This window comes from Ruegeria sp. AG6 (genome assembly GCF_056541565.1).
Genome location: NZ_JBQFYQ010000017.1, coordinates 1 through 11,976 on the forward strand (window position 1 = coordinate 1; position 11,976 = coordinate 11,976).

At 58.9% G+C, this 11,976-nt stretch carries 11 protein-coding genes; 7 read left to right on the forward strand and 4 right to left on the reverse strand.

The window, feature by feature from the left end; all coding sequences use genetic code 11:
* Positions 1–99 precede the first annotated feature (99 nt).
* A complete protein-coding gene (locus ACR0I0_RS19875; RefSeq protein WP_171634829.1) occupies positions 100–1,668 on the reverse strand; it encodes a 2-isopropylmalate synthase in 1,569 nt (522 codons plus the stop codon).
* Positions 1,669–1,956: 288 nt separating this feature from the next.
* Between ACR0I0_RS19875 and ACR0I0_RS19880 the strand changes: the two genes are divergently transcribed.
* Positions 1,957–2,622, forward strand: a complete 666-nt coding sequence (locus ACR0I0_RS19880; protein ID WP_171634821.1) for an SDR family NAD(P)-dependent oxidoreductase — start codon at positions 1,957–1,959, stop codon at positions 2,620–2,622.
* 4 nt (positions 2,623–2,626) lie between these two features.
* On the opposite strand, the gene ACR0I0_RS19885 is transcribed toward ACR0I0_RS19880, so the two are convergent.
* Entirely contained in the window at positions 2,627–4,108 is a 1,482-nt protein-coding gene (locus tag ACR0I0_RS19885) for an MORN repeat-containing protein (protein WP_480492595.1), read from the reverse strand.
* A 153-nt stretch (positions 4,109–4,261) separates the two neighbouring features.
* Between ACR0I0_RS19885 and ACR0I0_RS19890 the strand changes: the two genes are divergently transcribed.
* From ACR0I0_RS19890 to ACR0I0_RS19900, 3 genes are all read left to right on the forward strand, one after another.
* Positions 4,262–5,920, forward strand: a complete 1,659-nt coding sequence (locus tag ACR0I0_RS19890; RefSeq protein WP_480492597.1) for an NAD+ synthase — start codon at positions 4,262–4,264, stop codon at positions 5,918–5,920.
* 311 nt (positions 5,921–6,231) lie between these two features.
* Positions 6,232–6,456, forward strand: a complete 225-nt coding sequence (locus ACR0I0_RS19895) for a hypothetical protein (protein ID WP_480492598.1) — start codon at positions 6,232–6,234, stop codon at positions 6,454–6,456.
* Positions 6,457–6,593: 137 nt separating this feature from the next.
* Entirely contained in the window at positions 6,594–7,925 is a 1,332-nt protein-coding gene (locus ACR0I0_RS19900; RefSeq protein WP_480492599.1) for an NAD(P)/FAD-dependent oxidoreductase, read from the forward strand.
* A gap of 4 nt (positions 7,926–7,929) precedes the next feature.
* Here the strand turns inward: ACR0I0_RS19900 and ACR0I0_RS19905 are convergent, their stop codons facing one another.
* Positions 7,930–8,862 carry an MBL fold metallo-hydrolase gene (locus tag ACR0I0_RS19905; RefSeq protein WP_171634809.1) on the reverse strand — a complete coding sequence of 311 codons (933 nt, stop codon included), beginning with the start codon at positions 8,860–8,862 and terminating at the stop codon, positions 7,930–7,932.
* A gap of 116 nt (positions 8,863–8,978) precedes the next feature.
* Between ACR0I0_RS19905 and ACR0I0_RS19910 the strand changes: the two genes are divergently transcribed.
* Positions 8,979–9,413 (forward strand): DUF1801 domain-containing protein, encoded by a 435-nt coding sequence (locus tag ACR0I0_RS19910; protein WP_480492602.1) that lies wholly within the window; start codon positions 8,979–8,981, stop codon positions 9,411–9,413.
* Positions 9,414–9,488: 75 nt separating this feature from the next.
* Positions 9,489–10,814, forward strand: a complete 1,326-nt coding sequence (gene gltX / locus ACR0I0_RS19915) for a glutamate--tRNA ligase (RefSeq protein ID WP_480492603.1) — start codon at positions 9,489–9,491, stop codon at positions 10,812–10,814.
* A gap of 51 nt (positions 10,815–10,865) precedes the next feature.
* Here gltX and ACR0I0_RS19920 read toward each other — a convergent pair whose 3' ends face one another.
* Positions 10,866–11,435, reverse strand: a complete 570-nt coding sequence (locus ACR0I0_RS19920; protein WP_210093301.1) for a gamma-glutamylcyclotransferase family protein — start codon at positions 11,433–11,435, stop codon at positions 10,866–10,868.
* A 93-nt stretch (positions 11,436–11,528) separates the two neighbouring features.
* On the opposite strand from ACR0I0_RS19920, the gene ACR0I0_RS19925 reads away from it, so the two are divergent.
* Positions 11,529–11,975 (forward strand): RrF2 family transcriptional regulator, encoded by a 447-nt coding sequence (locus tag ACR0I0_RS19925; protein WP_170346430.1) that lies wholly within the window; start codon positions 11,529–11,531, stop codon positions 11,973–11,975.
* Position 11,976: the final 1 nt, after the last annotated feature.

Genomic DNA, 11,976 nt, shown 5'->3' on the forward strand with positions numbered 1-11,976 from the left:
CAGCGCGCCGCAGGCGCGCTGCCGGGCCCAAAGCTGCAAGGGTGCTCGGCGCAGCCGGGCACCCGCAGGTGCGGGAGCCCCTCACCGCGCCAATTTTGATCAGGTCAGGTCTTTGTAGCTGATTTCGCGGGCATCCGCGCCCGGGCCGGTCTTTTCCCGGCGCACGATCAGGCGGTTCAGCGCGTGGATATAGGCTTTGGCCGAAGCCACGACAGTATCCGTGTTCGCCGACTGACCCGTGGCGATCATGCCATCTTCTTCCAGCCTGACCGAAACCGTGGCCTGCGCATCGGTGCCTTCGGTCACCGCATGAACCTGATACAGCTGCAAACGGGCCGTGTTGGGGTAAATCGCACGGATCGCCTTGAAGGTTGCGTCTACCGGCCCGTCACCGTGTTCAGTTGCGATGACGTCCTTGCCGTCGACTTCCAGCTCGACCGTCGATTCCGCCTGGCCGCCGGTGCCGCAGGTGACTTTCATCGACACCAATTGCAGATAGTCGTCCGCCTCGTCCAACGTCATCAGCGCAATGAGATCGTCGTCGAACACTTCTTTCTTGCGATCCGCCAGATCCTTGAACCGCACGAAGATGTCTTTGAGTTGATTGTCGCCAACTTCAAAACCCAGCGTTTCCAGTTTGTCGCGCAGAGCCGCGCGGCCCGAGTGCTTGCCCAGAGGCAGGGACGTGCCCGACAGGCCGATATCCTCGGGGCGCATGATCTCGAAATTGTCGCGGTTCTTGAGCATGCCGTCCTGATGGATACCGCTTTCGTGGGCAAACGCGTTCTTGCCGACGATGGCCTTGTTGAACTGCACGTTGAAGCCCGACACCGTGGCGACCCGGCGAGAGATATGCATGATCTTGGTCGTGTCGATCCCGGTGTGGAAGGGCATGATGTCATTGCGCGTGCGCATTGCCATCACGACCTCTTCCAGGGCGGTGTTGCCGGCGCGTTCGCCCAGGCCGTTGATGGTGCATTCGATCTGGCGTGCGCCACCGATGACGGCCGCCAGCGAGTTCGCTGTCGCCATGCCGAGGTCGTTGTGACAATGGGTGGCAAAGATCACCTCATCTGCGCCCGGAACCGTTTCGATCAGGCGTTTGATCAGGTCAGCGGATTCCAGAGGCGCAGTATATCCCACGGTGTCGGGGATATTGATGGTGGTTGCCCCGGCCTTGATCGCGATTTCGATGACGCGGCACAGGTAATCCCATTCGGTCCGGGTTGCATCCATCGGCGACCACTGCACGTTTTCGCACAGGTTGCGCGCGTGGCTGACCGTTTCGTGGATTTTGTCAGCCATCTCGTCCTGTGTCAGGTTCGGAATGGCGCGGTGCAGTGGAGAGGTGCCGATGAAGGTGTGAATGCGGTTCTGTTCCGCGTGTTTGACCGCCTCCCAGCAGCGATCGATATCGGCGAAATTGGCGCGGGCCAGACCGCAGATGCGGCTGTTTTTGGATCGTTGCGCGATCTCGGTTACCGCTTTGAAGTCACCTTCGGATGCGATCGGAAAACCGGCTTCGATGATGTCGACGCCCATGTCATCCAACAGTTCGGCAATCTCGAGCTTTTCGTCATGGGTCATGGTCGCGCCGGGGCTCTGCTCGCCGTCGCGCAAAGTGGTATCGAAGATCAAGACGCGGTCTTGGTCGGTCACGTTGGTCATGGGAATCTCTTTCTTGTCTGTCCTAAAGCCTGTTGGCGCGCTGGCGTCCTCCTCTGAGCGGGCGCGCCGGATGGCACGCTCAGAGGCGGATTAGGATCAGTAGGCCACGCAGAACCGCGCCGCGAGGGGCGGCTTTGGCAAAAGGGATATCTGCGCAGTTGATCATGGGTCTGAGGTTATACAGACGCCGCCGGGAATGAAAAGAACCAATTTTCGACAAGTTGCGGTGCAGGGGGTTGGAAATTCCCGTCCCTTGATTGATCCGTCCATGCCGCTAGCTGGTCACAGATGGATACTGCTTTGATCATTGGTGCGTCCGGCGGGATTGGTGCGGCCGTACGCGAGCAATTGGAGGCACAGGGCGTTGCGGTGACGTGCCTCTCGCGCTCTGTCGAGGGGTTCGATCTGATGGAGCCAGATCAAGCGAGCCGGATGCTTGATCGCTTATCGGGCCCGTTCGATCTTGTTCTTGTCGCTTCCGGGGCGCTGGAAATTTCAGGCAATGCGCCCGAAAAGACCATTCGATCTGTTTCGGCAAGGGCAATGATGGACCAGTTTGCTCTGAATGCCGTAGGTCCGGCGTTGGTGCTAAGCCGGGCCCATCAGTTGTTGCCGCGACAGCGGCGTTCGGTATTTGCTGTATTGTCCGCGCGGGTCGGGTCCATTGGCGACAATCGGATGGGCGGCTGGATCAGCTACCGCGCGGCCAAGGCCGCGGTCAATCAAATCGTCCATACTTCGGCAATTGAATTGGCCCGGACCCATAAACAGGCGATATGTGTTGCGCTGCATCCCGGCACGGTCAAGACAGAGTTTACTCGGAAATATCTGGGACGGCACCCTGCCGTTGAACCCGGTGAAGCCGCGCGCAACCTGATGTCCGTGATCGGCGGGTTGCGCCCGGCGGATACCGGTGGGTTCTTTGACTGGGCCGGAAAACCTGTTCCCTGGTGAGCGATCATTCGCCAGACGGATCTGGTTGTGCCACCTCTGAATCCGGGTCTGTCTGCTGTGCCGGAGCGTCTGCGCCGCCCTGCTGGTCCGGGGTTTGATTTGGCAAAACACCGTTTTCCCAGATACCGGTTTCTTCTTGCCCGTTGGCATAGCGCATGGTTCCGCTGCCCTGCCTTTTGTTGTCGACAAAGTTGCCCTCATAGACGTCGCCGTTCGAATAGGTCGCTATGCCTTCACCGTTGATTTTGCCTTCGGACCAGTCGCCGACATACTTGAACCCGGCAGGGGTCACGATTTCTCCTTTGCCGTGACGCTTTCCGTTCACGAAGTCCCCGGTGTAGACCGTGCCGTCAGAGTAGGTCGCCTTGCCTTTTCCCTGACGGACCCCGTTGACCCAGTCTCCGTCATAGATCGAACCGTCCGCGCGGGTCATCACACCCTTGCCGTGGCTTTGCGCGTTTTTGAACTGGCCCCTGTAGATCATGCCGGTGGCATAGGTCGCTGTACCCTGACCTTCGATAACGCCAGCGATCCACTCACCCTCGTAAGTGGAGCCGTCGGGATAGGTAATGCGGCCGTTTCCTTCCGCCAGATCGGCCACGAAATCGCCCACGTAAACCGAACCGTCGGGATAGGTCAGTTCACCCAGGCCTTCTATCTGACCCTGGTTCCAGTCGCCGGTGTACACAAATCCATCGGTTCCGGTGAACGTGCCCTTGCCATGGCGGCGATCATCGACAAAGTCGCCCTCATAGACGTCCCCTGACGCGTGAGTCACTTTGCCTTTGCCCTGACGGCGCCCCTGCACAAGCTCGCCTTCATACACATCACCATTGGCATAGGTCAGGCGACCAGTTCCGGTGATCTGGTCCTGCGTCCATTCGCCTTCGTACACCATTCCGTCAGGCATCGTCTGGGTGCCTGTGCCATCGCGCAAGCCGGCGTTGACATCGCCTTCGTAAACGCTGCCATCGGCATAGGTGATCGTGGCCTTACCTTGCCGCTGACCGTCCACCCAGTCGCCATCGTAGACATATCCGTCGGGAAAGGTCAGTTTGCCGTTGCCGTGCCGTTGCGCGTTCCTGAACTCACCCTCATAGCGCGAGCCATTGGCAAATTCAGCGATGCCCGTGCCGTTAATGGATCCGTTGGACCATTCACCGTCATAGCTGCTGCCATTGGCGTAAACGATCTTGCCGCGCCCGTCCGGCTGACCTTTGACGAACGCGCCTTCATAAACCGATCCATCCGGGTACTTGGTGATGCCCTGGCCCTGAATTTCGCCTTCCACCCACTGGCCGGTGTATTCGAACCCGTTGGGCAGCCGATACGTACCCGTCCCGTGGCGCAGGCCATTCTCATAAGTGCCCTCGTAGACGCCGCCCACTTCGTCATCCTTGACGATAATCGTGCCGTCCTGCGCAACAGCGGTCGCAGCTGCCAGGCTCATGGCCACAGCCCCAATTGAGTTTCGGATCACGTTCATTTTGGTCCTGCCTGCCGGATCATCGTTGGTTGCATCCCTGGGCGCAAAACTAGGACACCGTCGAGGGCAGGGCAACGGGTTTTGCCGCATTGGCCTTTTACTCGCGCGGTGATCTGCTAAATGGCAGTAGGACTGACGAGGCAAGAGGGCAGCATGGCCGACCGTTTCCGTATCACTCTGGCGCAACTGAACCCGACCGTAGGGGATATCGACGGCAATGCGGCCAAGGTCGTTGCCGCGTGGGAACAGGGCAAAGCGGCGGGCGCCGATCTGGTGGCGTTCCCCGAGATGTTCATCACCGGATACAACACGCAGGATCTGGTGCTGAAGCCGGTGTTTCATCGCGCGGCCATGGATGCGGTCGAGACTCTGGCCGGAAAATGCGCCGATGGACCCGCGATTGCCCTGGGTGGTCCGTGGATCGATGATGGCAAGTTGTACAATGCCTATCTGATCCTGAAGGGGGGGCGGATCACCAGCAAGGTTCTGAAGCACCACTTGCCGAATGAGACTGTTTTCGACGAAGTGCGCCTGTATGATGCGGGTCCTCTGGGTGGTCCTTATTCGGTTGGCAACTTCCGGATCGGCAGCCCCATCTGCGAGGATGGCTGGCACCCGGATGTGGCGGAAACCCTTGAGGAAACCGGGGCCGAGTTTCTGCTGATCCCCAATGGGTCGCCCTATTTCCGGAACAAATACGATGTACGTCTGAACCATATGGTCGCGCGCGTGGTCGAAACGGGCCTGCCGCTGATCTACCTGAACATGGTCGGCGGGCAGGACGATCAGGTCTTTGACGGCGCCAGCTTCGGTCTCAACCCGGGCGGAGAGCTGGCCTTCCGGATGCCGGTATTCGACGAAGTGGTTGCGCAGGTGGATCTTGAGCGTGGCGACGATGGCTGGCGCATTGTGCCGACAGAAATCGTGCCCCAGCCGGATGTGTGGGAGCAGGATTATCGCGCGATGGTGCAGTCCCTGCGGGACTATATGGGCAAGACCGGTTTCAAAAAAGCAGTTCTGGGACTGTCCGGAGGGATCGATTCCGCGTTGGTGGCGACCATCGCGGTGGATGCCATCGGGGCCGACAATGTTCGCTGCGTGATGTTGCCGTCGGAATATACCAGCCAAGCGTCATTGGACGATGCCGAGGCCGTCGCCAAGGCGCTGGGTGTGCACTATGACCATGTGCCGATTTCGGAAAGCCGGGCTGCCGTCACCAACACGCTCGCTCCGCTATTTGCGGGGTTGGACGAAGGCTTGACCGAGGAGAACATTCAGTCGCGCCTGCGCGGGCTTTTGCTGATGGCAATCTCGAACAAATTCGGCGAAATGCTGTTGACCACCGGCAACAAGTCCGAGGTCGCGGTGGGCTATGCCACGATCTATGGTGATATGAATGGCGGCTACAACCCGATCAAGGATCTGTACAAGACCCGCGTGTTCGAAACCTGCCGCTGGCGCAACGCCAATCATCGAGACTGGATGATGGGGCCTGACGGAGAGGTCATTCGCCCGTCCGTCATCGACAAACCCCCCAGCGCCGAACTGCGCGAAGATCAGAAAGACAGCGACAGTCTGCCGGACTATCCCGTACTGGACGCGATACTTGACATTCTGGTCGATCAGGATGGCTCCATCGCGGATTGCGTCGCCGCCGGATTTGACGAGGCGGACGCGCGAAAGGTCGAGCACCTGATCTATATCAGCGAGTACAAACGGTTCCAGTCCGCTCCGGGCACACGCTTGAGCAAGCGGGCATTCTGGCTGGACCGGCGGTACCCGATCGTAAATCGCTGGCGTGATCGTCACTGAAATCGAAGCCAAACCCGTCAGATCGGAAACAGTGAAGTTTCCGCGCTGCGCATTGTCCCCTGATCGAGGAGCAAAGCCCGTGCAACGGGGCGAAAAAGGCCATCTCTGGCTTGCTTGGGTGACATTTTTCTGACACATTTTTGCTTGGAAGTTGCCCAATGTGGGGCGGATGCGACGCATTGTTGTTGATGGCGAGGGCCAGCCGTGGTGATCGCGGCGTATCCGGGGTTGGATGTCTGAGTGAATGGTTTGGTGTTAAAATGTACGAGAATGTTGAAAGATCGCTTCATGCGCCTTTGAAATGGCGCACAATGGAATCTTTGCCGCAAGATTTGGATGAAGAAAAGCTGGATGCAGCAATTGACGATCTGTTGAATGAGCAGCGGCAGTCGGAAGATCAGAAAGCGGTCATGTTGCGGCCAGAGTTTCCGCAATTGCTTCCACAGGAAGACGTATCCGCGCAAGGGGCGCTGAAGGAAAACCGGTTGTCCGCGATCTTGCGCCAGAAATGGGCGGAATTGTCCGGCGCAGCGTAACCTTTGGCCCCGCGCTTTTAACCTCAGGCGTCTGGGTCACAGAAGCCGAAAATCGTATGTTGCGGTGGCAGTTTGTATTGCCCATGCTTTGTCTTTTGGTCTCCATAGCGGTCCAAGTGACAGAGTAAGGCTTATTGATGACCGCGCCCAAACCGACTCCTGTAGAACCTGATCTTGCCCTGCCCAAAACCGTGGATGTCGTGGTCATCGGCGGCGGAATCATCGGCGTTTCAACCGCATTGGAACTGGCAGAGCGGGGCGCTTTGGTTCTTTTGTGCGAAAAAGGGCAGATTGCAGCCGAACAAAGTTCTCGCAATTGGGGTTGGGTCCGTCTTGGGATGCGGGACCCAAGAGAGATACCCCTGATGCAGGAATCGTCGCGCATCTGGCAGACGCTCGATGACCGGCTCGACCGCAAGACAGGTTACACCCGATCCGGTATCCTTTTTGGCGCATCCGGCAAGCGGGATGCCGGCAACATGGAACGTTGGCTGCACCATGTCGAAGGATTGCAGACCGGCGCGCGGATGGTTTCGGGCGGTGAGTTGGCAGACCTTTTGCACGGCAACCAATCGGGCTTTGAAACCGCTTTGTACATGCCGCAGGACGGTCGTGCCGAACCTCAATGGACAGCCCCCGCCATTGCCGAAGCTGCGCGGGCTCGGGGCGCGGTGATCATGACGAATTGCGCCGTGCGCAGTTTGGACATTCAGGCTGGACGTATCGCCGGTGTTTTCACCGAGCGCGGCAAAGTTGCCAGCGGCCGCGTCGTTCTGGCCGGGGGTGCGTGGTCGCGCCTGTTTGCAGGAAATGCTGGGATCGAGCTGCCGCAGTTGAAGGTTCTGAATACGGTCCTGCGCACATCCCCTATCGCAGAGGGGCCCGAGGCGGCGTTGTGGTCGGATGACTTTGCGATCCGAAAACGGGCAGATGGCGGGTACACTATTGCGTCCGGTCATGAGAATACCGTGGACATCGTGCCGGACAGTTTTCGATTGGCGATTCAGTTCCTGCCGGCTTTTGTGCAGGAGTGGAAATCTCTGCGCTTTCGCCTGTCCAAACGCTGGACGATCGAAGCACAACAGAACCGAAGATGGCTGCCAACCGATGTGACACCATTCGAACAGTGCCGGATCCTGGACCCTGAGCCGTCTCAAAAAACGTTGCGACGCGCCTGGGCCAGTGCATGCAAGGGATACCCCGCTGTGCAAACAGGCGAGATCGTACAAAGCTGGGCAGGTATGATCGATGTGACGCCGGATGCCATTCCCGTCATCTCGGGCGTGGATGATCTGCCGGGAATGTACATTGCCACGGGGTTTTCGGGCCATGGTTTCGGAATCGGGCCCGGGGCGGGGCGGCTGATGGCCGATCTGGTTGCCGAAACAACGCCTTGCGTGGACCCGGCCGCCTTTCGCTTGTCGCGGTTCAGTGACGGTTCAAAAGTACGGCCGGATCCGGGGTACTGAACGCTCAGCCCATCATCTGGTAGCTGACCGGGACAAAGCGAAAGCCTTCTCCACGGGTCTCAACATACCCGGCGCCGGGGAATGGCATGTGATAGCCGACCATAGGTACCTTGTCGGCAGCCAGCATGCCAAGAACATCACGGCGTGCGTCAGTGGCTGCGGCCTTGTCCATGTCAAACCGGACTTCCCATTCGGGATGGGCGAAAGACCAGACATAGTGGTTGGCCAAATCCGCCGTCAGCACCAGACGTTGCCCGTTACTTTCCAGATGGTAGACCGTGTGGCCCGGTGTGTGGCCATAAGCGGCCACTGCGGTAATGCCCGAGGCAACCTCGCCTCCGTCTTCGACAAAGGTCATTTTCTCGGCCAGCGGTGTGACTTTTTCAGCGACCAGATCGCCCACGCGATTGCCTGCGTCCTGCGCAGCCCAGAAATCATACTCCGGAGACGCCGTCACGTAGCGCGCATTGGCGAAGGTGGGCGCGCCTTCGGTGGTCATGCCACCGATATGGTCAGGGTGCATATGCGTTATCACGACCACATCGATCTGATCCGGGGTCACACCCGCATCTGCCAGCGCGGCCTGTATGCCACCTTGCCCCAGACCGGTATCAAACAGAACCAGCTCTGATCCTGTGTTGACCAGTGAGGGGGTAAAGAAAAACTGTGCGACGTCTGCCGGAATGAAGTTTTCAGCCGAAACCTTGGCAAATTCATCGTCCGTCGCTCCGCCCCCAAAAATCTCTTTGGCTCCGTCGCGTGGAAAGCTGCCATCCAGCAGGGTCGTGACCGTGAAGTCGCCAATATGAAATGACCTTGCGATGGTCGAGTTTGCTTTGGTTTCCGGGCTGGCGGCCAGAACCGGTGCGGCCGCAGCAGCAAACGGCAAGGCAGCGGCACTTCCCAAAGCGGCGCGGCGTGTAAGTTTTATTGTCATCTTCGTTCTCCCTGTCAGGACATCAATGTTGCAGTTAGGGCGTCGAGAGTTTCTTGCCAGTTTATACGCCATTCAGATGGGGTGCATGGATGAATAATACGTGTTAATTTTTGTTCATGGCGCGATCAGACAATAAGACAGTTCCGACAGATCAAAGCGTCGAGAATTTCCTGAAAACGGTTCAACCGGCGCGCCGTGCTGAAGACGCGCACCAGCTTGACAAGTTGTTTCGCGCCACCACCGGGTTTAAACCGGTCATGTGGGGCCCGTCGATCGTCGGGTATGGCCGCTACCATTATCGCTACAAAACGGGTCGTGAAGGGGACTTTCTGGCAACCGGTTTTTCGCCGCGCAAATCAGCTTTGGTGATTTACACCATGCCGGGTTACGCAGATTTTGCGGATCTCATGGCCAGATTGGGAAAGCACAAGCTGGGCAAGTCCTGTCTTTACGTCAACAAACTGGCGGATATCGACAGGGGTGTTTTGCGCGAACTCATTCGCGCCGGACTGGACGACCTCGACAGGGTGTGGCCGGTGAAACCTTTCTGAATCACCTGATGGATCAAGCGGCGGCTGGACAAAATCGCGCCTTTGTGACAAGAGCCGCGCCAACAGGAGACACCCATGACAACCACCCGTTTCGCCCCGTCGCCCACCGGTTACATCCATGTGGGCAACCTGCGCACCGCCCTGATGAACTATCTGATCGCCCGCAAGGCAGGCGGCACTTTCATCTTGCGTATCGACGACACTGATCCTGAGCGGTCGAAAGAAGAATATGTCGACGCCATCAAGCAGGATATGGAGTGGCTGGGCCTGCATTGGGACCGGATTGAACGTCAGTCCGAGCGTCTGGACCGCTATGCCGAGGCCGCCGACAAGCTGCGCGAGATGGGCCGGTTTTATGAAGCTTTCGAGACGCCCACCGAGCTGGACCTGAAGCGCAAGAAGCAACTGAACATGGGCAAGCCTCCGGTCTATGATCGCGCCGCGCTGAACCTGTCGGATGCCGAGAAAGAGGCCCTGCGCACTGAGCGCGGCAACGGCGTCTGGCGCTTCAAGCTGGATCATGAACGGATCGAATGGACCGATGGCATCTTGGGTGACATCTCGATCGATGCGGCGTCCGTTTCGGACCCGGTGCTGATCCGTGGCGATGGTCAGGTTCTTTATACGATCGCGTCGGTGGTGGATGACACCGAGATGGGCGTCACGGATGTAGTGCGCGGCTCGGACCATGTGACCAACACGGCGACGCAAATACAGATCATCAAGGCGCTGGGGGGCACCTGCCCGCGCTTTGCCCACCATTCGCTGCTGACCGGCCCGCAGGGTGAGGCGCTGTCGAAACGTCTGGGCACGCTGGCGTTGCGCGATCTGCGCGAGCAGGGTGTGCAGCCTATGGCGCTGCTGAGCCTGATGGCACGTCTGGGCTCGTCTGACCCGGTTGAGCTGCGCTCGGAAATGGCCGAACTGATCGAAGGGTTCGATGTGAACCGGTTTGGCGCCGCGCCGACCAAGTTCGATGTGCAGGACCTGTTCCCGCTGACTGCCAGGTATTTGCAATCGCTGTCGCTGTCCGATGTGGCCAGTGCCGTTGCGGATGCCGGTGTTCCCGATGAATTGGCAGAACCTTTCTGGGCAATGGCCCGTGAAAACATCACCACCCTGGCCGATCTCAAGGGCTGGTGGGAGCTGTGTCGTGACGGGGCAGATCCCCTGATCGCCGATGAAGATCGGGAATTCATTACCCAGGCGATGGCTTTTCTGCCCGAAGGCCCGTTCGATGGTGACACGTGGGGCACCTGGACCAAAGCCGTTAAAGAGGCAACCGGTCGCAAGGGCAAAGGCCTGTTCATGCCACTGCGCAAAGCGTTGACCGGCATGGAGCGCGGCCCGGAAATGGCTGCGCTGATGCCGTTGCTACAGGTGATCCGCGCGCGCGGCTAACGTGGTGGCACACCAATTTTCTGGGCCACGTCATCGGCGTGGCCCTTTTTGTTACGCCGGCTGTACGAACCGAACCGACAAACTTGTCAGGCGGTCATCGACAAAATCACGTTCGACAGGTTTGAGTTGCTGGTGGCGTGGGTAACGCGGTTCGGCGCGATCATTCAGGATCGGGGCGTCCCAGCCTGTTGTCGTCTCAAAGAATCGATCCGCGCCGTCCTCGCCGAATGCCCGCAAGTAACCCTGCACGACAACATCGATATAGCTGAGCAGCAACGGGTGGTGATTGCTGGGCTGGCTGTGCCGATCCTGCGGGACGGCGTAGACAGCTATTTCGACGTCGTGCGTCAGGGGATGTGAAACCGACTGCGTTGCAGGAATCCGGTCATACGCCCATTCCCGTTCATCCAGCGCGGCCCAGTCATTATTGGGAACATGCGCAATCATGCCTTCGATCTCTGACTTCGGGTCGGGCACGGCAGTCAGAAACGCCACGGGTCGCAGATCGGTATGCCGCCAGGCCCGCCGCCAACCCTTCAGTCGCGCGGGGCGCGGACCGGGGAAATCATGCGTCGCGAGGTTCACGAGGCTGCCATAGCCAAAGAAATAGGGGTCGGCCATCCGAGAAGTGTCCTTTGGGTCGATTGATGTATGTCAAACCGCTTTTTTCCCGGACATGCAATAAGGTTGCATCTTGAATTTAGGGAGGCCCTCATGCGGATTACCAAAAGGACGAATATCGCTGTGCGCCTGTTGATGTATTGCGCAGCTCACCCGGACAGGCTGGTCACGAAATCCGAAATCGCCGAAGTGTGCAACATTTCGGAAAACCATCTGGCGCAGGTGATCAATCAGCTGAGCCAGCTGAACTATCTGAGCACACAGCGCGGTCGTAACGGTGGCATGTCACTGGCGCGCCCCGCGGATCAGATACGCATCGGTGCGGTGTTCCGGCATGTTGAAGGGGCTTTGCCCATTGCCGAGTGTTTCGCCGACGCGGACAACACGTGCCCGCTCACGGATGCCTGCCGGCTGAGGCTTGCGCTTCAGGACGCGGCAGAGGTGTTCTATGCGTCCCTCGACGATGTTACCCTGGATGCGCTGGTATGTGACAATGATCCGCTGCTGAGGCTCTTGCAGCCCGTGGCCTGCGTGCGCTGAT

Coding starts and splice junctions, on each gene's coding strand:
- ACR0I0_RS19875 (WP_171634829.1), bottom strand. CDS start 1,668: ATGACCAACGTGACCGACCAAGACCGCGTCTTGATCTTCGATACCACT.
- ACR0I0_RS19880 (WP_171634821.1), top strand. CDS start 1,957: ATGGATACTGCTTTGATCATTGGTGCGTCCGGCGGGATTGGTGCGGCC.
- ACR0I0_RS19885 (WP_480492595.1), bottom strand. CDS start 4,108: ATGAACGTGATCCGAAACTCAATTGGGGCTGTGGCCATGAGCCTGGCA.
- ACR0I0_RS19890 (WP_480492597.1), top strand. CDS start 4,262: ATGGCCGACCGTTTCCGTATCACTCTGGCGCAACTGAACCCGACCGTA.
- ACR0I0_RS19895 (WP_480492598.1), top strand. CDS start 6,232: ATGGAATCTTTGCCGCAAGATTTGGATGAAGAAAAGCTGGATGCAGCA.
- ACR0I0_RS19900 (WP_480492599.1), top strand. CDS start 6,594: ATGACCGCGCCCAAACCGACTCCTGTAGAACCTGATCTTGCCCTGCCC.
- ACR0I0_RS19905 (WP_171634809.1), bottom strand. CDS start 8,862: ATGACAATAAAACTTACACGCCGCGCCGCTTTGGGAAGTGCCGCTGCC.
- ACR0I0_RS19910 (WP_480492602.1), top strand. CDS start 8,979: ATGGCGCGATCAGACAATAAGACAGTTCCGACAGATCAAAGCGTCGAG.
- gltX (WP_480492603.1), top strand. CDS start 9,489: ATGACAACCACCCGTTTCGCCCCGTCGCCCACCGGTTACATCCATGTG.
- ACR0I0_RS19920 (WP_210093301.1), bottom strand. CDS start 11,435: ATGGCCGACCCCTATTTCTTTGGCTATGGCAGCCTCGTGAACCTCGCG.
- ACR0I0_RS19925 (WP_170346430.1), top strand. CDS start 11,529: ATGCGGATTACCAAAAGGACGAATATCGCTGTGCGCCTGTTGATGTAT.